Annotated in this window: 23 protein-coding genes; 10 read left to right on the top strand and 13 right to left on the bottom strand. The window is 64.8% G+C overall.

Features of this window, described 5'->3' with window-relative positions; all coding sequences use genetic code 11:
• Window positions 1-9: 9 nt before the first annotated feature.
• The 4 genes from ugpA to GPJ75_RS10555 form a co-directional block, all read right to left on the bottom strand.
• Window positions 10-894 carry a sn-glycerol-3-phosphate ABC transporter permease UgpA gene (ugpA, locus tag GPJ75_RS10570; protein ID WP_163267877.1) on the bottom strand — a complete coding sequence of 295 codons (885 nt, stop codon included), beginning with the start codon at window positions 892-894 and terminating at the stop codon, window positions 10-12.
• A gap of 70 nt (window positions 895-964) precedes the next feature.
• The gene (gene ugpB, locus GPJ75_RS10565; protein WP_163267875.1) at window positions 965-2284 is read right to left on the bottom strand and encodes a sn-glycerol-3-phosphate ABC transporter substrate-binding protein UgpB; all 1320 of its coding nucleotides are present in this window, start codon (window positions 2282-2284) and stop codon (window positions 965-967) included.
• Between the two features lie 130 nt (window positions 2285-2414).
• Window positions 2415-3023, bottom strand: coding sequence for a glutathione S-transferase family protein (locus GPJ75_RS10560; RefSeq protein WP_163267873.1), 609 nt, complete (start codon window positions 3021-3023; stop codon window positions 2415-2417).
• A 105-nt stretch (window positions 3024-3128) separates the two neighbouring features.
• Window positions 3129-4001, bottom strand: a complete 873-nt coding sequence (locus GPJ75_RS10555; RefSeq protein WP_163267871.1) for an EAL domain-containing protein — start codon at window positions 3999-4001, stop codon at window positions 3129-3131.
• Between the two features lie 339 nt (window positions 4002-4340).
• Here GPJ75_RS10555 and GPJ75_RS10550 point away from each other — a divergent pair, with 339 nt between their 5' ends.
• The 3 genes from GPJ75_RS10550 (at window position 4341) to GPJ75_RS10540 (ending at window position 9033) form a co-directional block, all read left to right on the top strand.
• Window positions 4341-5543 (top strand): pyridoxal phosphate-dependent aminotransferase, encoded by a 1203-nt coding sequence (locus tag GPJ75_RS10550; RefSeq protein WP_163267869.1) that lies wholly within the window; start codon window positions 4341-4343, stop codon window positions 5541-5543.
• 370 nt (window positions 5544-5913) lie between these two features.
• Window positions 5914-6849, top strand: a complete 936-nt coding sequence (locus GPJ75_RS10545) for a bifunctional helix-turn-helix transcriptional regulator/GNAT family N-acetyltransferase (RefSeq protein ID WP_163267867.1) — start codon at window positions 5914-5916, stop codon at window positions 6847-6849.
• A gap of 162 nt (window positions 6850-7011) precedes the next feature.
• The gene (locus GPJ75_RS10540; RefSeq protein ID WP_163267865.1) at window positions 7012-9033 is read left to right on the top strand and encodes an elongation factor G; all 2022 of its coding nucleotides are present in this window, start codon (window positions 7012-7014) and stop codon (window positions 9031-9033) included.
• Window positions 9034-9274: 241 nt separating this feature from the next.
• Here the strand turns inward: GPJ75_RS10540 and GPJ75_RS10535 are convergent, their stop codons facing one another.
• Both GPJ75_RS10535 and trxB read right to left on the bottom strand, forming a co-directional pair.
• Window positions 9275-10165 carry a LysR family transcriptional regulator gene (locus GPJ75_RS10535; RefSeq protein ID WP_163267863.1) on the bottom strand — a complete coding sequence of 297 codons (891 nt, stop codon included), beginning with the start codon at window positions 10163-10165 and terminating at the stop codon, window positions 9275-9277.
• 39 nt (window positions 10166-10204) lie between these two features.
• Window positions 10205-11179, bottom strand: coding sequence for a thioredoxin-disulfide reductase (gene trxB / locus GPJ75_RS10530; protein WP_163267861.1), 975 nt, complete (start codon window positions 11177-11179; stop codon window positions 10205-10207).
• Window positions 11180-11566: 387 nt separating this feature from the next.
• Between trxB and GPJ75_RS10525 the strand changes: the two genes are divergently transcribed.
• Window positions 11567-12040: an Lrp/AsnC family transcriptional regulator gene (locus GPJ75_RS10525; RefSeq protein WP_159591616.1), complete on the top strand. Its 474-nt coding sequence runs from the start codon at window positions 11567-11569 to the stop codon at window positions 12038-12040.
• A gap of 24 nt (window positions 12041-12064) precedes the next feature.
• Here GPJ75_RS10525 and GPJ75_RS10520 read toward each other — a convergent pair whose 3' ends face one another.
• The 6 genes from GPJ75_RS10520 to greA form a co-directional block, all read right to left on the bottom strand.
• Window positions 12065-12754: a glycosyltransferase family 32 protein gene (locus GPJ75_RS10520; RefSeq protein ID WP_163267859.1), complete on the bottom strand. Its 690-nt coding sequence runs from the start codon at window positions 12752-12754 to the stop codon at window positions 12065-12067.
• 106 nt (window positions 12755-12860) lie between these two features.
• Complete coding sequence (locus GPJ75_RS10515) at window positions 12861-13652, bottom strand: glycosyltransferase family 25 protein (protein ID WP_163267857.1); 792 nt, start codon at window positions 13650-13652, stop codon at window positions 12861-12863.
• Window positions 13653-13671: 19 nt separating this feature from the next.
• The gene (locus GPJ75_RS10510; RefSeq protein ID WP_163267855.1) at window positions 13672-14274 is read right to left on the bottom strand and encodes a glycosyltransferase family 29 protein; all 603 of its coding nucleotides are present in this window, start codon (window positions 14272-14274) and stop codon (window positions 13672-13674) included.
• Window positions 14271-15026, bottom strand: a complete 756-nt coding sequence (locus tag GPJ75_RS10505) for a glycosyltransferase family 25 protein (protein ID WP_163267853.1) — start codon at window positions 15024-15026, stop codon at window positions 14271-14273. Before GPJ75_RS10505 ends, GPJ75_RS10510 begins: the two co-directional genes overlap by 4 nt.
• A complete protein-coding gene (locus tag GPJ75_RS10500; protein WP_163268263.1) occupies window positions 15023-16066 on the bottom strand; it encodes a glycosyltransferase family 4 protein in 1044 nt (347 codons plus the stop codon). The genes GPJ75_RS10505 and GPJ75_RS10500 overlap by 4 nt, the downstream gene beginning before the upstream one ends.
• Window positions 16067-16128: 62 nt before the next feature.
• Entirely contained in the window at window positions 16129-16602 is a 474-nt protein-coding gene (gene greA, locus GPJ75_RS10495) for a transcription elongation factor GreA (RefSeq protein WP_159591631.1), read from the bottom strand.
• 311 nt (window positions 16603-16913) lie between these two features.
• On the opposite strand from greA, the gene GPJ75_RS10490 reads away from it, so the two are divergent.
• The 6 genes from GPJ75_RS10490 (at window position 16914) to GPJ75_RS10465 (ending at window position 22603) form a co-directional block, all read left to right on the top strand.
• Window positions 16914-18038, top strand: coding sequence for a PQQ-dependent sugar dehydrogenase (locus GPJ75_RS10490; protein WP_163267851.1), 1125 nt, complete (start codon window positions 16914-16916; stop codon window positions 18036-18038).
• A 122-nt stretch (window positions 18039-18160) separates the two neighbouring features.
• Entirely contained in the window at window positions 18161-19048 is an 888-nt protein-coding gene (locus GPJ75_RS10485) for a DMT family transporter (RefSeq protein ID WP_163267849.1), read from the top strand.
• Between the two features lie 75 nt (window positions 19049-19123).
• Window positions 19124-19549, top strand: coding sequence for a DUF3775 domain-containing protein (locus GPJ75_RS10480; RefSeq protein WP_163267847.1), 426 nt, complete (start codon window positions 19124-19126; stop codon window positions 19547-19549).
• A 59-nt stretch (window positions 19550-19608) separates the two neighbouring features.
• Window positions 19609-20316 (top strand): extensin-like domain-containing protein, encoded by a 708-nt coding sequence (locus tag GPJ75_RS10475; protein WP_163267845.1) that lies wholly within the window; start codon window positions 19609-19611, stop codon window positions 20314-20316.
• A gap of 134 nt (window positions 20317-20450) precedes the next feature.
• Entirely contained in the window at window positions 20451-21230 is a 780-nt protein-coding gene (locus tag GPJ75_RS10470; RefSeq protein WP_425483140.1) for an extensin-like domain-containing protein, read from the top strand.
• A 77-nt stretch (window positions 21231-21307) separates the two neighbouring features.
• Window positions 21308-22603 (top strand): hemolysin family protein, encoded by a 1296-nt coding sequence (locus GPJ75_RS10465; RefSeq protein ID WP_163267843.1) that lies wholly within the window; start codon window positions 21308-21310, stop codon window positions 22601-22603.
• 128 nt (window positions 22604-22731) lie between these two features.
• Here GPJ75_RS10465 and GPJ75_RS10460 read toward each other — a convergent pair whose 3' ends face one another.
• Entirely contained in the window at window positions 22732-23124 is a 393-nt protein-coding gene (locus tag GPJ75_RS10460; protein WP_159591649.1) for an acyl-CoA thioesterase, read from the bottom strand.
• Between the last annotated feature and the right edge of the window lie 144 nt (window positions 23125-23268).

The following is a 23268-nucleotide window of genomic DNA, read 5'->3' as shown; positions in this document are numbered from 1 at the left end:
TTCACGCCCTCAATACTGGACCCGGCGCTCGATCCAGCGGAACTGGATGACCGTCAGGGCGACGACGATGACCATGAGCACCACCGACTGCGCGGCGGAGGAGCCGAGATTGAGGCCGATGAACCCGTCCTCGAACACCTTGTAGACGAGGATGTTGGTCGATTGGGCCGGCCCGCCTTCGGTGGTCGCATGGATCACGGCGAAGGTGTCGAACATGGCGTAGACGATGTTGACGACCAGCAGGAAAAAGGTCGTCGGCGAAAGCATCGGGAAGATGATCGTGAAGAAGCGCTTTAAGGGCCCGGCGCCATCGATCGCCGCCGCCTCGACCAGCGAGTGGGGGATGGCCGCAAGCCCCGCCACGAAGAAGAGGAAATTATAGGAGATCTGCTTCCAGCTCGCGGCGACGATGACGAGGATCATCGCGTCGACCCGCGAATTGCGATGGTTCCAGTCGTAGCCCACCATGTCCAGGGCGTAGGGCAGGATACCGATCGTCGGATTGAACAGGAACCACCACAGGATGCCGGCGACCGCCGGCGCCACGGCATAGGGCCAGACGAGCAGAGTGGTGTAGGCCCGCGCGGTGCGCAGCGTGCGCTCGACGGCCAGGGCCAGAACCAGAGCCGTGACCAGCGACAGGACGGCAACGCCGATTGAAAAGACCACCGTCACCCAAAGCGAGTTGTGATACTGCGGATCGACGAACAGCTTCCCGTAGTTTTCGAACCAGACGAATTCGGTCTTAAAACCGAAAGCGTCCTCGCGCAGGAAGGACTGGCGAAACGCCTGTCCGGCCGGCCACAGGAAGAATACGCATGTGATGGCGAGCTGCGGTAGAAGCAGCGCGTAGGGCAACACGCGGTTGCCGAAGATCGTGCGCTTGGTCTGCATATGAAGACTTCGAATGAGGCTGAAGCCCGCGCGGGTGGCGCGGGCTTCGGCTAGAGTGACAATCGACGGCCTAGCTGTTGGAGTCTTCGAAGTCGCGGATCAGCGCGTTGCCGCGTTCCACCAGCGCGTCGAGCGCTTCCTGCGCGGACTTGTCGCCCGACATCAGCGCCTCGAACTCCTCGTCGATGACGCTGCGGACCTGGACATAGTTGCCGAACCGCAACCCCTTGGAGTTTTCCGTCGGCGCATTGAGCGTGATCTGCCTGATGGAGACGTCCGTGCCCGGGTTCTTGTCGTAGTAGCCCTGGCTCTTGCCGAGCTCGAAGGCGGCTTCGGTGATCGGCAGGTAACCCGAGAACTGGTGCCAGTCGGCCTGGACCTCAGCCGAGGACAGGTAGGTGAAGAAGTCCGCCACGCCCTTGTATTCTTCGTCCTCGTGGCCGGCGAGAACCCAAAGCGTGGCACCGCCGATGATGGAGTTCTGCGGCGCACCCTCCACATCGTCATAGTAAGGCAGCATGCCGTAGCCGACTTCGAAGTCCGTCGCATTGGCCACCACGCCGGCACGCGAGGCCGACGAGTTCATGTACATGGCGCAATCCTGCGCATAGAACATCGGCGCCGCATCGTCGCCCCCGACCGGGCCGCCGTAGCGGAAGATGCCCTCGTCCTGCCAACGCTTCATGTTCTCCCAGTGCTTGACCTGCACCGGGCCGTTGACTGTCAGTTCCGACGAAATGCCGCCGAAGCCGTTTTCGAGCGTGCCGATCGGCTGGTTGTGCCAGGCCGAGAAGTTCTCGAGCTGCACCCAGGAGACCCAGCCGCTCGTGAAGCCGCAGGAAGCGGCACCCGATTCCATGATCTTCTTGGAGAATTCCTCGACTTCCGCCCAGGTTTCCGGCGCCTTTTCCGGATCGAGGCCGGCTTTCTCGAACACATCCTTGTTGTAGTAGACGATCGGCGTCGAGGAGTTGAAGGGCATCGACAGCATGTTGCCGTCGGTGTCGGTGTAATAGCCGACGACCGCGGACAGGTAGTCGTCGGGATTGAACTCGGCCCCGGCATCTTCCATCAGCTGGTAGACGGGATAGATGGCGCCTTCGGCGGCCATCATGGTGCCGGTGCCCACCTCGTACACCTGGACGATGTGCGGCTGCTGGCCGGCGCGGAAGGCGGCAATCGCCCCCGTCATGGTCTCGGGATACGTGCCCTTGTAGACCGGCACGACCTCGTATTCGTCCTGGGAGGCGTTGTAGCCGGCGACGATCTCCTCGAGCTTCGTGCCGAGTTCGCCACCCATCGCATGCCACCATTCGACCTTGGTTTGCGCCTGTGCGCTCAGGGGCAAGGCGATCGTGGCGGTCGCCGCCAGAAGAAACGTGCGCGTCATTGGGGTCTCCCTCATTGTTATCCGTTGACTGGATGGGGACCCTTTTGACGACGTTCTATAACGCTTACATGACAGCCCTGCGCAAAGCTGTGAAGGTTGGGAAGGGAGGGTACCGGGTGCCTCTCCCCGCCTATGGCGTATGCTCCATCGGCACATGGCCCGGATCGGCCTCCACCCTCTTCAGCCAGGCCGAAACCGCAGGAAAGGCACCAAGGTCGTAGCCGCCCACCTCGGCATCGTGCGTATAGGCATAGAGCGCGATATCGGCCACCGTCAGAGGATCGCCGACGAGGAACGGCGTCCGCGACAATTGCCGCTCCATGACGCCGAGCGCCCGGTTGCCGGCTTCGAGCGTCGCCGCCATCCGCTCCGGCGTCGCCATCGCCGCCCTTTCGGGATACCGGATAAGCGACCGGCGGACGGCGATGTTCGGCTCGTGGCTGTACTGCTCGAAGAACAGCCATTGATGGACCAGCGCGCGCTCATAGGCATCGGCCGGCAGGAAGCGCGTGCCTTCCGCAAGGTAGAGCAGGATGGCGTTCGATTCCGACAGATACCGCCCGTCGTCAAGCTCCAGAAGCGGCACCTTACCGTTGGGATTCCGGGCCAGATAGCCGGGCGTGCGGGTCGTGCCGTCGCGCGAGCTGGTCTCGACATGTTCGAACGGAATGCCGAGCTTCGCCAGAAGCAGCCTCGGCTTGTAGCAATTGCCGCTGTCGGTCATTCCATAGAGTTTCATCGCGCGCTCCATCCTTCCGCTCGCTTTCCGCCATAGCGCGGCGCCCCACCGGCCACGAATGAAAAGTTTTGCGCGAAATGATCAACAGGATTGAGAGGAGGCCTGTCAGCGCGACCGGTCGTTCCTGGCGAAGAGCGGCACCACGCGGTCTTCCGGAGCGAGCAGGTTTCTGACGTCCATCCGCTCCGCTTCGAAGAGAGAACCGGCAATTTTCGGCTGGCCAAGCAGATATCCCTGCATGAGGTCGGCACCTGTCTCGATCGCCACCCGCAGCTGCGCCGGCGTTTCGATGCCCTGGATCAGAACCAGCCGGCCCTCGCGCCGCAATGCGTCGACAAGCGACGTCAGAAGCCTGGTGGCCACGGCCACCTTGGCGATGCGGCGGAACCACCCGCCATCGATCTTCACGACCTCGGGATCGAGCAGCCTGACGCGGGTGAGCGTGGAGCGCCCGACGCCGAAATCGTCGACCGCGACACGGATGCGGTTGCGCCGCAATTCTGCGGCGATGTCCATCATCAAGCCCTCGTCCGCCGTCTCGGCGATCTCGCAGACGACAAGCGCCGGATCGACCGCGATCTCGTCCAGGAACCGCATCATCCCATCGACCTGATCGAGAGCTGTCTGCAGGCCGAAATCGGCACTGGCATAGTGCTTGATGAAGACCATCAGCCCGTCGGCGCCGATATTGGGATAATTGCGCAGGTGCAGCGTGTGACAGAGATTTTCGACGAAAAGCGTATCGTCCGCGGCAGTCACGTCGGCGAAGAACGCCCGCGTGCTGACAGGCCGGCCGTCCTTGTGCGGCCCCGCCAGCCCCTCCACCCCGCAGGGCACCAACTCTCCCTCAGTGTTGCGGAAGACCGGCTGGTACATGGTCTTCACGAAGTAAGGGCCGTAGCGGCCGGTCTCGATGCCGACCTCGTCGACGAGAATCGCCTGGTCGATGCGTACGGCAAGGCTTTCTGCGTCGGCCACGTCTCAGCTCCCCGCCCGGCGAAGAAGGGCCGGGCCGCAGCCGGCAGGACGTACTCCGCAACGTGTGCCCGTTGCGGTCCCGCATGCGCCGGCGCCCCGCCGGATGGTCTGTATCGAACGTGTCTTGCGCGTCACCGCCTGCCCCCAAAATCTCTGCGGCGGCGAACCTTGCACCGAACGATTGAACCCTCGTTAAAAAAATAGAGCGCATTTTTGAGGCCTGTCACAATGCGCGGCGAACCCGCCCGCACCCTTGCGAATTGCCGCGCGATCGGACATTAAGGCATGTCTCGGCCAGGCCGGGTCGAGACGCGAAATCCCCGCTGGAGAAATTGACCGATGGCTTTCCTTGCCGATGCCCTTTCACGCGTAAAACCCTCCGCCACCATCGCGGTGACCCAGAAAGCGCGCGAGTTGAAGGCGCAGGGCCGCGACGTCATCGGGCTGGGCGCGGGCGAACCCGATTTCGACACGCCGGACAACATCAAGCAGGCGGCCATCGACGCCATCAAGCGCGGCGAGACGAAGTATGCGCCGGTCTCCGGCATCCAGCCGCTGCGCGAGGCGATCGCGGGCAAATTCAAGCGCGAGAACAACCTCGACTACGACTGGAAGCAAACCATCGTCGGCACCGGCGGCAAGCAGATCCTGTTCAATGCCATGATGGCGACACTGAACCCCGGCGACGAAGTGGTGATCCCGGCGCCCTACTGGGTGAGCTACCCCGAGATGGTGGCGATCTGCGGCGGCACGGCCACGTTCGCCGAAACCAGGCTGGAGGACGGCTTCAAGCTTACGCCCGAGGCGCTGGAAAAGGCCATCACGCCGAAGACCAAGTGGCTCATCATGAACTCGCCGTCGAACCCGTCTGGCGCGGCCTATACGGGCGAGGAGCTGAAGGCGCTGGCCGACGTGCTCCTGAAGCACCCGCATGTCTGGGTGCTGACGGACGACATGTACGAGCACCTGACCTACGGCGACTTCACCTTCCGCACCATCGCCGAGGTGGAACCGCGGCTCTACGAGCGCACGCTGACCATGAACGGCGTCTCGAAGGCCTATGCCATGACCGGCTGGCGCATCGGCTATGCGGCAGGCCCCATCGAGCTTGTCAAAGCCATGGACATGATCCAGGGCCAGCAGACATCGGGCGCGGCCACCATGTGCCAGTGGGCGGCGCTTGAAGCGCTCACGGGCCCGCAGGATTTCATCCCGCGCAACAAGGAGATATTCCAGGGCCGCCGCGATCTCGTGGTTTCCATGCTCAACCAGGCGCGTGGCATCGACTGCCCTGTGCCCGAGGGCGCCTTCTACGTCTATCCCTCCTGCGCCGGCACCATCGGCCGCAAGGCGCCGTCCGGCAAGGTGATCGAGAACGACGCCGACTTCGTCTCCGAGCTTCTGGAGGCCGAGGGCGTGGCGGTTGTGCACGGCTCGGCCTTCGGCCTCGGCCCCAACTTCCGCATCTCCTACGCCACCTCGGAGGCGCTGCTGGAGGAAGCCTGCAACCGCATCCAGCGCTTTACGGCGGAGCTGCGGTAGAGGCGGGTCGCTCCTGCAGGCCAGCGCCCTTCGCGCCCTCCTCTGTCCTGCCGGACATCTCCCCCACAAGGGCAGGGCTATCGCATATGGATTCTGAGTCCTTGTTCGGACCCCCACCCCTAACCCCTCCCCTCAAGGGGGAGGGGGACGATGCCGTGCTCGGCCTGCCTCCCTCCCCCTTGAGGGGAGGGATTGAGGGTGGGGGTCCGGCGAAGCCGAACGAAGACTCAATCCATATGCGATAGCCCTGCCCTCGTGGGGGAGATGTCCGGCAGGACAGAGGGGGCGCGAAAGGGCTCCGTCAACCTCCTCATGCAATTACTTGACTCAGTCAACCAATTACCTACACTGGCCGCAAGGAGGTCGCGCCATGCAGCCAATCCAGCCGCCCTCGGACAAACAAATCGCCGCCATGAGACGCTTCAACCGCTTCTACACGCGCCAGATCGGCGTGCTCGAAGAGGGCATGTACAAGAGCGAGTTCTCGCTGACGGAGGCCCGCGTTCTCTTCGAGCTGGCGCATAGGGAGCGTCTGACCGCCAGCGTCCTCGGCAACGATCTCGGTCTCGACGCGGGCTATCTGAGCCGCATGCTGAAGAAGTTCGAGCGGCGCGGTCTCCTGAAACGGCAACCGTCCGCCGACGACGGCCGGCAGTCCCATCTAGCGCTCACGGAGGAGGGTCGCCAGGCCTTCGAGCCGCTCGACCGCGCCGCCCGCGACCTGGTGGAGGCGCTGCTTGCCCCTCTTCCCGCCGCTGACCGGGAGACCCTGACGGCGGCGATGAGAACGGTCGAGCGTCTTCTGGGCGCGGCGGCGGAGCGCCAGGTCCCATATACCCTCCGCCCGCTGCGGGTCGGCGATATCGGCTGGATCGTCCACCGCCAGGGGCTGCTTTATCACCAGGAATACGGCTGGGACGAAAGCTACGAGGCGCTCGTCGCGGAAATCCTGAGCGCCTTCGTGACCGATTTCGATCCGCGCTTCGAAGCCTCCTGGATCGCCGAGCGCGACGGCGGGATCGTCGGCTCGGTCTTCCTCGTCAGGGCGTCCGAGGAGACGGCCAAGCTCAGGCTGCTCTATGTCGAGCCCGCCGCCCGCGGCCTCGGCCTCGGCCGCAGACTGGTGGACGAGTGCATCGCCTTCGCCCGCGCCAGGGGCTACAAGCGCCTGACGCTGTGGACCAACGACATCCTGGTCTCCGCGCGCCGCATCTATCAGGCGGCCGGCTTCCGGCTGGAGAAGGAGGAGCCTCACCATTCCTTCGGCAAGGACCTTGTCGGCCAGACCTGGACACTCGATTTGTGATCGGCGCCTTGCCGCCTCCACCCTTCTTCCACTTGCTCTCTCTCCCCTCTCGTGTGACGATGCCTTGACGGCGGAATACCGGCCAACGGTATCCGCCCGCGCGACGGCCGACCGAGGCCGGCCGCCGCTCATGGGAGAACGCGTGAGAGGAGGTCGGCAATCATGGGAAACCGCGCGGGAGAAAGACACACGGGGCCAAAATGCATCGCCATTCTTGGCCCCCTTGAAAGCGGCAAGACCACACTTTTCGAAGCCATACTTGCGCGCACCGGCGCCGGCGCCCAGGCTGGCAGTCACGGGGCCGGCAGCCACGGGGAAGCGCGCGAGCACGCCATGAGCGTGGAGGCCACCTTCGCCACCACCAGCTTCATGGGCGAGAGCATGACCTTCGTCGACTGCCCGGGCTCCGTGGAGTTTGCGCAGGAAGCCGAGCCGGTGCTGGCCGCCGCCGACGTGGCCGTGGTGGTGACCGAGGCCGACGACAAGAAGCTGCCGGCCCTCCAGCTCATCCTGCGCCGGCTCGACGAACTGGGCCTGCCGCGCATGCTCTTCCTCAACAAGATCGACAAGAGCACGGCCGGCGTGCGCGACACGCTAAAGCTGTTGCAGCCGGCGAGCGGAAATCCGCTGCTCCTGCGCCAGATCCCGCTGCGCAAGGACGGCATCGTCGTCGGCTCCATCGACCTGGCGCTGGAGCGCGCCTACATCTACCGCGAGCATGCGGAGAGCGAGGTCGCCGCCATCCCCGACGACGAGAAGGCGCGCGAGATCGAGGCCCGCTTCTCCATGCTGGAGACGCTGGCCGACCACGACGACATCCTGATGGAGCAGCTTCTGGAGGAGATCGAGCCGCCGCGCGACGCGGTTTTCGACGACCTTGCGGCCGATCTGCGCGAAGGCGCGGTGACCCCGGTCCTGATTGGCTCGGCGGAAAAGGGCAATGGCGTTCTGAGGCTCCTGAAGGCCATCCGGCACGACGCTCCCGACGTCACCGCCACGCGCCGAAGGCTGGGCGTCGACGGCGGCGAGACCGTGCTTCAAGTGATGAAGACGATCCATACCGGCCATGGCGGCAAGATCTCGGTCGCCCGGGTGCTTTGCGGCAGCGCCACCGACGGGATGGAGCTCGCCGACGCCGGCCGTGTCTCCGGCCTCTACCGGCTGACGGGCCGCGAGCAGACCAAGCTTTCGTCCTCCGGCGAAGGCGAGACGGTCGCCCTCGGCAAGCTGGACAACGCCAACACCGGCGATACGCTGTCGGCGGGCAAGGCCGCTGCGGCACAGCTTGCCCGGCTGGAGGCTCCCCGGCCGGTCTTCGCCATGGCGCTCAACCCGCGCGACCGCAAGGACGAGGTCAAGCTTTCCGCCGCCCTGCAGAAGCTCCTGCAGGAAGACCCCTCGCTCGTCCTGGAGCAGAACCAGGACACGGGCGAGACCGTGCTCGGCGGCCAGGGAGAGATGCATCTGCGGGTGGCGAAAGAGCGCCTGGAGGAAAAGTACCAGATCGCCGTCGAGACCCGCCCGCCGTTGATCCCCTACCGCGAGACCATCCGCAAGGCCGTCACCCAGCGTGGCCGCCACAAGAAGCAATCGGGCGGCCATGGGCAGTTCGGCGACGTGGTGCTGGAAATCCGCCCGCTGCCGCGCGGCAGCGGCTTCGAGTTCACCGAGACCATCACCGGCGGCGTGGTGCCCAAGCAGTACATCCCTTCGGTGGAGACCGGGGTACGCGAAGCGCTGAAGGGCGGGCCGCTCGGCTTTCCCGTGGTCGACCTTGCGGTGAACCTTTCCGACGGCTCCTACCACTCGGTCGATTCCTCCGACATGGCCTTCCAGCTTGCCGCCCGTCTGGCCATGCGCGAAGCACTGGCCGCGGCAAGCCCGGTGCTGCTGGAACCGGTGCTGAAGGTGGAGGTGGACACGCCGTCGGAGGCGACGGCCCGCGTAACGGCGATACTGTCGCAAAGGCGCGGGCAGATCCTCGGCTTCGACACGCGCACCGACTGGCCGGGCTGGGACGTGGTGGAGGCCATGATCCCCGAGGCGGAGATCGGCAACCTGATCATCGAGCTGCGCTCGGCAACGGCGGGCGCCGCCACCTACCGCGCCAGCTTCGATCATATGGCCGAGCTTACGGGCCGGCTGGCCGACGAGGTGCTGAACGGGAGAGGCAAGGCGGCCTGAACCGCCCTCCCCCTGGGAATAAAACCTGCGCAAAAAAAAGAGCCGGATCACGAAGATCCGGCCCAGTCGTTGGAAGTGCCATTTAAGGCGAAACCTCCAGAGGGGAACACTCGCGGGGGCAAATGGGAGGAGAACACCCCCGGGAGTGATCAAGATATGAGCATTCGTTGCTCAAATAACAACCACGGGTTTTTGCATTCCAGCCATGCATTTTTGCATGGAACCTTTGGCAGACCTTGCATCAGAAGGACCAGGTACGCGATTTCGAGATGAGAAAATCCCTGAAGACCTGCAGCTTTGCCTGGTTTTTCATGGTGTCGGGGTAGCAGAAATACGTGTCGAAGGAAGGCACCGCCGTCTCCGGCAAAAGCTGCACCAGCCCACTCTCGTTACCCACAACATAATCGGGCAGCATGGCGATGCCGGCGCCGCGCTGCACGGCGACCTTGATCGACAGGATGTTGTTGATCTGCAGGCCGACGCTGCGTTTCGTGCCCTCGGGCCGCCCCGCCGTCTCCAGCCAGTTCATGTCGCTCAGATGCGCCGGCACCGTCTCACCGAAGGTGACGATGCGGTGCCGGTCGAGATCGTCGATCGAAGCCGGCTTGCCGTGCCGGTTGACGTAGGCCGGCGAGGCATAAAGGTGGAAATGCACGGTGAACAGCTTGCGCTGGATGAGGTCCGGCTGCTGCGGCTGGCGCATGCGGATGGCGCAGTCGGCCTGGCGCATGGTGAGATCCAGCTCCTCGTTGTCGAGGATAAGCTGGAGCTGGATATCGGGATAGAGCTCGCCGAACTCCGGCAGCCGCTCCGTCAGCCAGCCGGTGCCGAGCCCGACGGTGGTCGACACCTTGAGAAGGCCCGAAGGCCGGTCTTTCGTCTCCGAAAGGCGCACTTTCGCGCTTTCGAGCTTCATCAGCACCTCGTGGGCGGTGCGGTAGAGCATGTCGCCCTGCTCCGTCAGCACGAGGCCGCGCGCGTGCCGGTGGAAAAGCGGCACGCCCACCTCCTGCTCGAGCGCGCTCACCTGGCGCGAGATCGCCGATTGCGAAAGATGCAGCGTCTCCGCCGCATGAGTGAAGGATCCCGCCGCAGCAGCAGCGTGGAATACCCTTAGCTTGTCCCAATCCAACGCCGAGTTCCCCTTTTATTTTTAGGCGTTTACCGTCTTTTACTCAGCCGCCTCGCGATGCGTCTCCATCTCCGCCAGATATTTTTCCGCTTCCAGCGCCGCCATGCAGCCGAGCCCCGCCGCCGTCACCGCCTGGCGGTAGATATCGTCGGTCACGTCGCCGGCGGCGAAGACGCCGGGCATGTCGGTGCGCGTGGAATTCGGCTCGGTCCATAGATAGCCGTTCGGCTTCTGCTTCAATTGGCCCTCGAAAAGCTCCACCGCCGGCGCGTGGCCGATCGCCACGAACACACCGTCGATGGGCAGCTCCTTCGCCTCGCCCGTCTTCACGTTCCGCACGCGGATGCCGGTGGCGGAGGGCGGCAGCGGCGGCTTGGGCGTCTCGCCGGTGATCTCCTCGATCACGGTATCCCACATCACCTCGACATTGCCCTTCTGGAAGAGCCGCTCCTGCAGGATGCGCTCGGCGCGAAACTCGTCGCGCCGGTGGATGACGGTCACCTTCCTGGCGAGGTTGGCGAGATACAGCGCCTCCTCGACGGCCGTGTTGCCGCCGCCGATCACCACCACGTCCTTGCCGCGGTAGAAGAAGCCGTCGCAGGTGGCACAGGCCGACACGCCGAAGCCCATGAAGGTCTCTTCCGAGGGAAGGCCCAGCCACTTGGCCTTGGCGCCGGTGGCGATGATGAGCGCATCGCAGGTATAGACCGTGCCCGAATCGCCGACGAGCCGGAAGGGCCGCTGCTTGAGGTCCGCCGAGACGATGAGATCGTTGACGATGTCCGTGCCGACATTCTCCGCCTGCGCGCGCATCTGCTCCATCAGCCATGGCCCCTGGATCGGCTCGGCAAAGCCCGGATAATTCTCCACATCCGTGGTGATCATGAGCTGGCCGCCCTGCTCCAGCCCGGCGACGAGCATCGGCTTCAGCATGGCGCGCGCGGCATAGATCGCCGCGGTGTATCCTGCCGGTCCCGATCCGACGATGAGAACGGGCGCGTGGCGGCTTGTCATGGCTCCAAGTCCTTTTCAATATCCCAACGGGCCGCACGGCAGGCGCCGCGAGCCGCAATCGATCTAATTATTCCACACCCCTTCGCGCAAGGCGAAGAACGGTTTTCCAACAGCTACCGGTTGTCGCGCCGCGTCTGTTCTGCCGAATGCGCCAGCTATAAAATGCGGATCGTGCAAGTGGCCTGACCCAAACAGATGGATACCATCTGTTTGGAAAAGTCAGCCCACAAGCTATTAATCTGGTGGGGCGATTTGTCCTGACAGATGGTACCATCTGTCAGGATCGCACCACTAGGCAACTTACTTGGCTCAGGCGAGCGTATGCCATAAGTTTTATTTCGCAAATGCGACAGATTCGTGCGCATCGTCGCAGGACAGGGGAGCTGCATGCCGTTGAAGGCCGACCTCGACGCCATCGACTGGAAGATTCTCCGCGAGCTGCAGGACGACGGGCGCATCACCAACGTCGAACTGTCGCGGCGCGTCGGCATTTCCGCCCCGCCCTGCCTGCGCAGGGTGAAGCGGCTGGAGGAGAGCGGCATCATCAAGGGCTACCGCGGCCTCTTGAACAGCCCGGCGCTCGGCTACGACGTCGTCGCCTTCTGCCTCATCGGCCTGCACCACCAGTCGGAGGTGGAATTGAAAACCTTCGCCGAGCGCACCCGCAAGTGGCCCATCGTCCGCCGCGCCTGGATGGTCTCCGGCGATTCCGACTTTCTGCTGCACTGCGTGGCCACCGACCTCGGCACCTTCCAGACCTTCGTCATCGAGGAGCTGACCTCGGCACCGAACGTCGACACGGTGAGGACCGCGCTGACGATCCGGCAGGTGAAGGACGAGGGGCTGGTGGCGATCGAATAGTAATCGGTGTGTGGCGGGGTAAGGCTATTCGTAATCGGTAAAGTCCGGTAGCGGGAGGCAGCGTAGTATCAAGCTCCGGTGCCGAAAGCTCAAAGGTGCTACGATGTCACCGAGCAGAAAGGTCCACGGCACGGGGTACTTTGACGGACCATCGCCGTAGTCAATCCCACTACGCTCCCTTGGATAGCGCGCCGGATGAGGCTGTAGGTGCGGCAGCAGAATATCCAGCCTCCTTTCCACTGCCTCCAGCCACTGTATGGTGAACACGGTTCCTGGTTTGAAGATAAATGCACCGTTTCCAATAAGCCGATCATGGAAGAATTTCAGCTTTCGGTAGATGAGATAATTCCGCGGATAGGATGACTTCTCTCCCAGCAGATAGTGGCACCCATCAACCTGGGAACGCGCGATCTTCGCCACTCCGTAGGCGAACTCCGCATACCCCGCCCCCAAGGCATTCGACTCCTTCAACCTTTCGAAGACCGGTAGCCAGGATTTGCTTGTTCGCTTGATATCGGAGTATCCGCCCCCATGATGGTGCATGAAATAAGCGCGCAGATAGTCCGACTTGTGCACTGCACTGAGAAACTGATACGCCGAATGCAGGGGATGCGTATCGACAACCCATTGCGGCAGATTTTCCGGGGTGACGAGAACGACCTCGCATTCCGTCCTGGCAAGCGTATCGAGGCAGCGCTTGCGGTTTTCGCCCATCTCGTTCGATCCGGTCCAAAACGCGAAAACGCGCCCTTCCCAAGACTTCTCGTTTGCGTTGGATATTCGTGCCATAATTCCGCTAACTGAACCGAAGCAGATGCACTCATTCAAAGGGGATGGATGCCCACTTGTTGCTCCCCGTAAGGTTGGAAGCGCGTCGCCCCACGGCGCCGGCGAACCGGGCGAACGGTCGCTTCACTTCACGCCACAGCTTGGCCGCACCCCGCGGCTTCCGCTCAGTTCTCTCTTCATGCAGGTCGCTGCCCAGACCCAGGAGGACCCTGCGGTCCTTTACGACAAAGTCTTGCATGCAGACAGCCGGGAACAATTGATATGTCACCAGCGATGCTGCGGACTGCAATGCGGGGTTGAAGACGAATTGATCGACCGGGCCGGTGAGCGTTTCGCTCATGCGCAGCAGCTTGGTCGCTCCTTTAAGGGAAACGACATAACCGCCGGCGCCCGCATGTTTGCCTCTCAATCTGTATAGCCTCCGCGTGCCAACTACGGCGGACGGCGCCTTGTCTATCCGGGTTGGATAGAGTTTCGTCTCGATCTTCACAACATCCGCGTCTTCCGGAATCCAGGCGTCACCGCCAAGCAACGAAGCTGCATCGCCCCCGAAATGCAGGTCATCCTCAAATATGGCTGCGCAGGGCAGAGCCTCGTCGACGATCCGTCGCCAACATTCACGATGGCTCAGGAAACACCCGATTTCGCCCGTGCGATAGCCGCCGCGCAGGTCTGGTTGCCAGCGTGCGGCATCTTCCTCCGTCAGCTTCCTCCCATCGATGGCGGAAACGCGCTGGAACTCCAGGCCGAGATCCGCAAAAATGCGAGACATACGCTGAAGCCGCTCGGGAGCGCGATCAAGATTGATGAGGAAAAGCTTCATTCGATTGTTCGGTAAGCCACTAGTCTACGGCGCCTGACTTGATCTGACGCTCTACCCACATCTTCTCCCTCTCCCAGTCATGGCGCTTCCACCCCTCCCAGCCGAAGCCGAAGAGCCGGATTCGCCATTCGTCCTGCGAGAATTTGCGCGTCGCGTAGACGATAGCCAGAAACCCGGTGCTGGGAAAGATGCGCGACCGCTCTCCCGCTGCGATCCCCAACTCCGCGCAGCACTCCTCATAAAACACCGGCGGCAGGATCGCCACCTCCTTCCCCGCAGCCCCGAACACCTCGATCGCCCTTTCCGTCCAGTCGGCCCGCCGCCCCTTCAGCCGCGACAGCATGTTGGGCTTCGGGTGGTAGCGCGCGATGATCGAGGGGTGGTAGGGCAGGATGACGCGGCGGCAGTTGGCGACGGCAGGCTCCAGCGGATATGCGGGGTCGGCGAGCACCGCCTGCGTTCCCTTGCCGGAGTTCATGAAGAACAGGATGTCCGTCTTCTCGCCCCCTTCGGCCGGCGTATGGCGCGGCCGGTTGAAGCGGATGACTCGGTCGCAGCCGTCTATGGCCGCCGCGGCATCGGCGCCAAGCGGGCCGTTGCCGACGATTGCTAGGCTTTTCATGCGTGCCGCCCTGGCTTCACGCGGGCATTGAAGGCGTTATAGGCCCTGACGGCAAGCCGATAGCGCGCCCGGCGGACCTCGCGGCCGAGGATCTCGGTGAGCGGCTTGGCCTTGCCCTGCACCGTCGTCCCGCCCAGATCCGCCGCCACCTCGCGGATCGAGACCGGCTTCGCGGTGAGGACGCGCGCGCCGTGCAGCCAGTTCATCTGAACCAGGGTGTCGACCGGCCGGTCGAACTCCCGCGTGAAGGCGAGCAACGCCTCGGCCGCGTCATGCCCGACAAGCTGCGCCTGCATGCCGAGGCCGGGATGCCGCGGCACGATGAGGCCGGCTTTTTGCACGCGGGCGGCCTCATGTCCCGTCTCTCCCTGGTCGTTCTTCGGGAAGCGCACGAGATCGCCCCGCCCCGCATGGGCGAGCGCCAGGTTCAGCACGTCGGCGAAGCGCGCCGGGTCGATCTCCACGTCGTCCTCGACCACCAGCCCGGCGTCGAGCTTGCGGTCGACGATCGCCTGCCAGGCCCTGCGGTGCGACAGGAAGCAGGCGACTTCCGAAATCCGCAGCGGAAAAGGGTAGCGCGGCCTGTGAAGCCGCGGCTTATAGACCTTTGCGACCGTTTCCTCCGGCAGCGTCTGCCCGTCCACGGCCTCGATGACCGTGACGGGCAGCGGCAGGCTTTGCCGCAGGCGCTCCACCTGGCGCGCCCGGCCATGGGCGCGGGCAAGGTGGACGATGAAGGCCTCGGCCTTCATGCCTCCCCCTTCCAGAGCCCTTCATAAACCTCCGCCAGCGCGTCCGCCTCGCGCGCCAGGGCGAACCGCGCGGTCACATGGGCGCGCGCGGCCTCGCCCTGCCGCTTCGCCGTCGCCGGATCGGCCATATAGGCCTCGATGGCGCGGGTGATCGCCGTGCCATCGCCGGCCGGCACAACGACGCCGGTTTTTCCCGGCACGATCATCTCGGCATAGGCGCCGGCATCGCTCGCCACCGTCGGTGTGCCCGACGCCATGGCTTCGAGCGGTGTCAGACCGAAACCCTCGTTGCGCGAGGGCGCCACGCACAGCGCAATGCGGCGGTACCACGGCACGACATCCGGCACCTCGCCCATGAAACGGACCCGATCGCCCAGCCCCGCATCCCGCACGCGGCCCCGAAGCTCGTCCGCGAAAGCGCTGTTCTCCGCGGTCGCCCGGCCGAACACCAGCGCCGTCCAGTCCGGATAGCGCGGCAGCAATTCGATCATCGCGGCAACGAAGAGGTCCGTCCCCTTCTGGTGGCGGATGCGCCCGAAACAGCCGATACCGTAGCGCCCCGGCAGGCCGCTGGCCGCCCAGTCATCCCCGGTCCCGCGCGGCGGGCGGAAGCGCTCGATGTCGATGCCGTGCATCACCACCCGATGCGGCACCTTGAGGAAGGAGCCGGAGCGCGCGCTAGTGGCCACCACCGCGTCCATGCGGCGGATGAGCCATTTGGTATATGCGCGGTGATCGCGCTGGGCGGCGGAAGTGAAGACCAGCTTGAGCGGCGCGCGGAAGACGTGCTTCGCAAGGATCCCCGCCAGCATCTCGGTATTGCGCCGCGCATGCCAGATGCGGAACGGCCTTTCCGCCGGCTTGGTCAAAAGCGCGGGCACCTGCCACCAGCGCATCTTCGGCAGGTCCGCGGGCAGGCCCGGCCCCAGCGTGGCAACCCCCATCGCCCGCGCCTGCAGCGGAACCAGCTGCACGATCGTGCTGGTGACGCCGGAGAGGCGGCGCTTGAAGTTGGGCGCCACCACCTCCACTCGGCGCATGTCGGGCGGGGCGGCGGCAGCGCTCGCCTCGGCGTCCGCCGTCACGGCCCCGGCCCTCATATTCAGCCGTATTGCACCCGGAGGACTTCGTAGCCGCGCGCGCCGCCCGGCGCGTTGACCTCGATGGAATCGCCCGCGCCCTTGCCGATCAGCGCCCGCGCGATCGGCGAGGAGATGGAGATGCGGCCGGACTTCACGTCGGCCTCCTGGTCGCCGACGATCTGGTAGGTCTTCTCCTCGTCCGTGTCCTCGTCCACGAGCACCACGGTGGCTCCGAACTTGACCGTATCGCCGGAAAGCTTCTTGACGTCGATGACCTCGGCGCGGGCGATGAAATCCTCGAGCTCGCCGATGCGGCCCTCGTTCATGCTCTGCGCCTCTTTGGCGGCGTGATATTCGGCGTTCTCGGAAAGGTCGCCATGGGCGCGAGCCTCGGCGATCGCCTCGATGATGCGCGGCCGCTCTTCCTGCTGGCGCCAACGCAGCTCTTCCTTCAGCGAATCGTATCCGGCCAGGGTCATCGGGACCTTGTTCATCTGTACCACCTTCCTGACGTCATCCGCGCCGCCTTCCGGGCACTTGCCCGGCGCCTGCGGACACAAAAAGAAAACGGTCCGGCAGCCTTGGCCAACGGAACCGCTTTGTTCAACTCACGCGAAATATAGCAATCTTTGTGGCATTTTCACGCGGAATCTTCGCCCCGCGCCGGAAATCCGACAGTTGCCGGCAAACGATATGGCCACTCCGAGGGAGGAATAGCGCCAGCGATACGCAGGACCGGCCTTGGCCCGCCGCGTGTCCTACCCTATTTCAACCGGATCGAGGGTTGAGCAAGGGGTCGAAGCAAATGCCGAATATCTTTCTCGCCGCGCTTCTTGCGGTGGTTCTTCCCGCCACCGCCTGTGCACAGGTCTCCGAGGCGGGTGGCGTCGCGTTACGCACCGAAACTCTGGCCGAGGGGCTGGAGCATCCCTGGGGCATGGATTTCCTCCCCGACGGCAGCGCCATCGTCACGGAGCGCACCGGCACAGTGCGCATTTTTGCCGGCGGCAGGCTCTCCGAGCCCCTCTCCGGCGTTCCTGAAGTCGCCGTGTTCGGCCAGGGAGGGCTTCTGGACGTCGCGCTCGCCGCCGATTTCGAGCAATCGCGCACGCTCTTCCTCTCCTATTCCGAGCCCGGCCCTGGCGGCGCCGGCACGGCGATCGCCCGTGCCCGCCTGGTAGAGGAGGGAGGCTCGGCGCGGCTGGAGGATGTCGAGGTCATCTTCTCCCTCGACCGCAAGACCGGTGAAAGCCGGCATTTCGGCTCGCGCATCGTGCCCGCCCTGGACGGCACCCTCTTCTTCACCATCGGCGACCGTGGCGAGATGAACCGCGCCCAGGACCCTTTCGACCACGCCGGCTCCGTGATGCGCATCAATCCCGACGGCAGCGTCCCGGAGGACAATCCCTTCGCAGATAGCGGGGAAGCCGCGCCCGAGATCTGGTCCATCGGCCACCGCAACCCGCAAGGGGCGGTGCTCGATCCCGTGACGGATGCGCTGTGGACGGTCGAACACGGCCCGCGCGGCGGCGACGAGGTCAACCGCCCGGAAGCCGGCAAGAACTACGGCTGGCCCGTCATCTCCTACGGCCGCCACTATTCCGGCCAACGGATCGAGCGCGGCGCCGATGCGCCCGGCTACGAGCAGCCGAAATATTACTGGGACCCCTCCATCGCGCCCTCGGGCATGGCGGTCTATGACGGCCGGATGTTCCCCGAGTGGCAGGCCGATTTCCTTGTTGCGGCCCTCAGCTTCCAGCTCCTGGCACGGCTCGAGCGCGACGGCAGCGGTGAAATCACCGGAGAAGAGCGCATGTTCGAAGGCACTTTCGGCCGCCTGCGCGACGTGGAGGTGGCGCCGGATGGCTCCGTCTGGCTGCTGACGGACGATTCCAACGGAAAAATCATCCGCATCTCGCGGGACGAATGAGAAGCGGATCTCCCCTGCTTCGAGAGCGGTCACCGTATCCGGGGAAAGACGCAAAAGGCTTTGCTCCCCTACAATACCGCTGCTAAGACCGCCCGGTCCGAAAAACCTCCCCACGTCCCGCCATGACCCGTTTCCAGGCCAACACGCTTCTGCTCGCCGCCGGTGCCATGTGGGGCATGGGCTTCGTCGCCCAGTCGACGGCGATGGAGGCGGTGGGGCCGTTTCTCTTCATCGGCCTGCGTTTTGCCATCGCCTGCCTTTCCATGCTGCCATTCGCGCTGCGCGAAGGCAGGCGGGCGCAAGCGCCGCTCGCGCCCGAGCATTGGCGCGCCTTCATCTTGATCGGCCTTTTGCTTTTCGGCGGCATGGCCGCGCAGCAGGTCGGGCTGATGACGACCACCGTCACCAACGCCGGCTTCCTCACCGGCCTTTACGTTGTGATGGTGCCCTTCTTCGGCGTATTGCTGTTCCGGCAATGGCCGCACCGCGCGGTGTGGCCGGCGGCCCTTTTCGCCCTCACCGGCATCTGGCTGCTTTCGGGCGGCGGCGCGGTGGCGCTCGTCGTGGGCGACTGGCTGACGATCCTGTGCGCCGCCTTCTGGGCGCTCCAGGTTATCTATATCGCCCGCAGCGCCAGCCGTACCGGGCGGCCGGTCACGCTCGCCGTCACCCAGTTTTCTGTCACTGCCGTCGTGGCGCTGGCCATCGCGCTCATGGTCGAGCCGGTCCAGTTCGCCGCCATCCGCGCCGCGCTCCCCGAGATCCTCTATGCCGGCATCTTCTCCGGCGGCATCGCCTTCACGCTCCAGGTCGTCGGCCAGCGCTACACGACAGCGCCGCAGGCGGCCATTTTTCTGTCCACCGAGGCCGTCTTCGCCGCCCTTTTCGGCGCCCTCTTCCTGGGCGAGCGGCTGCCCGCATCCGGCCTTGCCGGCTGCGGCCTGATCTTCTCGGCCATCCTCCTCGTCGAGGTCGTGCCGGCGCTGCGCGCCCGCCGCGCGACGTCCTGACCCACCGGCCTGCACAAATCCGCTCCAAGATGCGCTATGATCGTCGGCAGGGCTCATGTGTCGATGGAGCGGTGCGTGAAGAAGCCGGTCGAAAAGGAATGGGAACTGTCGCTGGGGCCGGACACTGTGCGCCTGCTGGCCGAGAAGGCGCGCGCCATTTCGGCTGCCGTCAACGACGACTATGACGACGGCAAGGAGCACGAGGTCGAGTTCGGCGGCGATGCCTCCGACCGCCACAATCACGATGGGCTCGCCGAGGAAAAGGAGGAAAACCTCACGGAAGAGGAATTCCGCGAGCTGATCGCCGACCTGAACGTCGACGAGGCGTCCGAGCTTCTGGCCATCGCCTGGATCGGACGCGGCGACTACGATGCGGAGGAATGGCTGGACGCTGTGGCCGACGCGCGGCTGCGGGTGAACAGCCGCCTGGCCGGCTATCTCCTCAGCATGCCCATGCTGGGCGACTGGCTGGAAGATGGGCTGGAAACCATCGGCGCTTAGTGCTATCATAGGTTGTATATTTTGTTACACATGCGATTTTTAATAGATATTGCAATTCGATGACCGTCCGACATTCACTCTCCAGCCTTGCATCCATAGCCATGCTCTGCCTCGCCGCGGTAGGCTCCCTTGCCGGCGCAGTCGAGCTTCCCGATCGTGCCCCGATCCCGCAACGGCGCGCCGAGGCTCTGCTGCAAGCACCCGCGGTGGAAAAGCCGGCCTCGCGCGCCATGCCGGCCGCGGAGACCGCCTGCCGGAAGGAGCTCCGCGCCCTCGGCGTCGCCTTCACCGCCGCGCCCGCCGTGAAGGCGAAAGGCGGCTGCGCCCTGCCCCACCCCCTGGAGGTGACCGCGCTTTCCCCGAAAATGCGCTTGCGGCCGGCGGCCGTTCTCAACTGCCGCACCGCCCGCGCCGCCGCCGCCCTGTTCCAGAAGAAGGGCGCCGCGGCAGCGAAGAAGCATCTCGATACCCAGATAGCGACGGTCGTCCACGGCTCCGCCTATGTCTGCCGCCCGATCAACGGCATGGCAAAGCTCTCCGAGCACGCCTTCGGCAATGCGCTGGACATTTCCGCCATAGAACTGTCCGACGGGCGGCGGGTGGAGGTGGGTGGCAGCGCCAAGGGCGCGGAAGCGAAATTCCTCGCCGACATCCGCACCGCTGCCTGCGGCCCCTTCACCACCGTGCTTGGCCCCGGCACGAACGCCGACCATGCCGATCACTTCCACTTCGACGTGAAGAAGCGCCGCAACCCCTATTGCCGTTAGAGCGCCTGAAAATGCTGCCGCCGCCGCATTTTGGCCACAGGCCTGAATCCGCGCACTGAGCTTTCCTTTACCCTTCGGCGGTAGGCTCGCCCTCCGTGACAGGGAGCCGGACGCGCGCCGGTGGTGGGCCGATAGTGGACAGAAAAAGCGTATTTGAGCGGCCCCGCCTGGCATGGACGGGCCTGGCGCTCCTCGCAGTGACGGCGATCTCCGCCTGCACCGTGGATACGGTGCTGCGCCCGGACGTGGACGTCGGCACGACGACGGCTGCCGTCTCCGGCAGCGGTCTGCAGGACCTCGTGCCGTCCAACCCCATGATGACGAGCTACCCGCGCTTCACCCTGCCGCGCGCGCCTTCTTCCCTCATGCCCGCCGAAGAGGTTGCCTGCCGCCGCGAGTTGAAGCGCCTCGGTGTCACCTATCGCGACCTCGAGCCCATCGACGATGGCGGCGCCTGCCGCATCGACTATCCCGTGGAGGTGAGCGGGCTTTCCGGCGGCGTCGAGATGAAGCCCGCCGCCACGCTCAACTGCCAGATGGCAGCCACCGTCGCCCGCTGGACCAAGAACGAGCTCGCCCCCGCCGCGCGTACGCGCTACCTTTCCGGCATCGGCACCATCCGCCAGGGCTCCAGCTACTCCTGCCGGCGCATCCGCGGCACCAGCGTCGCCTCGGAACATTCCAAAGGCAACGCCCTCGACATCATGAGCATCGTCCTCAAGAACGGCAGGGACATCGACGTGCGCCGTCCCGGCTTCTTCGCCTTCCGCCAGAAGAGCCTGCTCAACAAGGTGCGGGCAGAAGGTTGCGGCTATTTCACAACGGTGCTCGGGCCGGGTTACGACGCCGACCACAAGGACCATTTCCACTTCGACATAAAGGACAGGAACAACGGCTACCGCGCATGCCGGTAGCACCGCGCGCCCTCCCTATGTGCAAAGGGTGTCGCGCCGGCTCGCTTATTGCCTCCCATCGGTGTTAGAGAGCATCCATGCTCGCCGTCGAAATCACGATCCTCCTGGTGCTCATCCTCTTCAATGGCTTCATGGCCATGTCGGAGCTGGCGGTCGTTTCCGCCCGCCCTGCCCGGCTCAGAGCCCGCCAGAACGAACGGGGTGCCGGCCGCGCGCTCAAGCTTTCGGCCGACCCCGGCCGCTTCCTCTCCACCGTGCAGATCGGCATCACGCTGGTGGGCGTGCTTTCCGGCGCCTTCTCCGGCGCCACCATCGGCGTGCGCCTTGCCGGCTGGCTGGAAACGCTCGGCCTGTCCCCGGCAATCGCCAGTTCGGCTGGCGTCGGCGTCGTCGTGGCGCTCATCACCTATGTCTCGCTGATCATCGGTGAGCTTGTGCCGAAGCAGTTGGCGCTGAAGCACGCCGAGAGCATCGCCATCCGCGTAGCCCCCTTCTTGATGGCCATGTCCCGCGTCGCCTTGCCGCTCGTCTGGCTGCTCGATATCTCCGGCCGCGCCGTGCTCGCCCTCCTCGGCCAGAGCGCGGAACCCTCCGGCCGTGTCACCGACGAGGAAATCCGCACCCTCATCGCCGAGGCCGAGCACACCGGCACCATCGAATCCGACGAGCGGCGCATGATTTCCGGCGTCATGCGGCTCGCCGACCGCAAGGCCCGGGCCATCATGACGCCGCGCGGCGAAGTGGACTGGGTGGACCTGTCGCAAGGCCGCGACGCCCTGACGAAAGCGCTGCGCGAGACGGATCATTCGCTGCTGCCCGCCGGCGAGGGCTCCGCCGACCAGCTTGTGGGTGTCCTCAAGGTCCGCGAGCTTCTGGCCGCAAGGCTGTCCGAAGAGCCGCTGGACATGCGGGCGCATGTCCACCCCGTGCCCGTCGTGCACGATTTCGCCGACGCCCTCGACGTGCTCGCCGCGCTGCGCCAGGCGGAGGTGCCGATGGCGCTGGTGCATGACGAATACGGAAGCTTCGAGGGCATCGTCACGCCCGCCGACGTATTGGAGGCGATTGCCGGTGTGTTCCGCGCCGATGCGGAGGAAGGCGAACTCGACATCGTCCAGCGCGAGGACGGCTCGTGGCTTTTACCCGGCCTGATGCCGGCCGACGAGATGGCCGACCATCTGGGCTTTCTCCTGCCGGCAGACCGCAGTTACACGACGCTTGCCGGCTTCCTCCTCTCCTACACCCAGGAACTGCCGAGAACCGGAGCAAGGGTCGATGCGATGGGCTGGCGCTTCGAGATCGTCGACCTCGACGGCCGGCGCATCGACCGTGTGCTTGCCACGAAGCAGAATGCGCCGGCGAAGGATGGCTGAACGGACGGGACCGCCGTACGTCAACAGCGCGGACACGCTTAGCTGGACGAGCAGCGAACCTGGAACATGATTCCGAAAAGCGGTTTTCGGAAAAGATCATGCTCAAACAAAGAGATCGATCATGGGTTTCAAAGCTCCGGCGGCACCGGCGTTGGCCGGCCGGTCGCATCGAGCGCCACCATCACGAAATCGGCACTCGTGACCATTTCCATGACATCCGACAGGTAGCGCTGCGACCACGCCTCCACCTTCAACACCATGGACGTGCGCCCGACGCTGACAACGCGTGTGTAGACGCACAATGTGTCGCCGATCTGCACCGGCTTGGCGAAAGCCATCTCCTTGACCGCTGCCGTCACCACGCGCCCGCGCGCCCGCTCCGCCGCGCGGATGCCGCTTGCCAGGTCCATCTGCGCCATCACCCAGCCGCCGAAGATGTCGCCCGCGGCATTGGCGTCGCCCGGCATCGCCTGGGTGCGCAGGGTGAGATCGCCCTGAGGCTCCGTATGGTTTTCTGACATCGCCGTTATCTCCGATGATCACATTTTCGGATTCATTTTCAGGATGTTGCAGGCGCAAGCGGAATCGGACTGCAAGCAAACTCGGGCAAACTCTCAACGACTTGAATCATTTTGTGAAGCCGGCAAAGCGGGCTCTCGACGGCA

It is taken from the genome of Chelativorans alearensis (assembly GCF_010993735.1).
GTDB classification, from domain to species: Bacteria; Pseudomonadota; Alphaproteobacteria; order Rhizobiales; family Rhizobiaceae; genus Chelativorans; species Chelativorans alearense.
The sequence above is the reverse complement of the archived record's forward strand: the minus strand, read 5'-3'. Positions and strand labels throughout refer to the sequence as shown.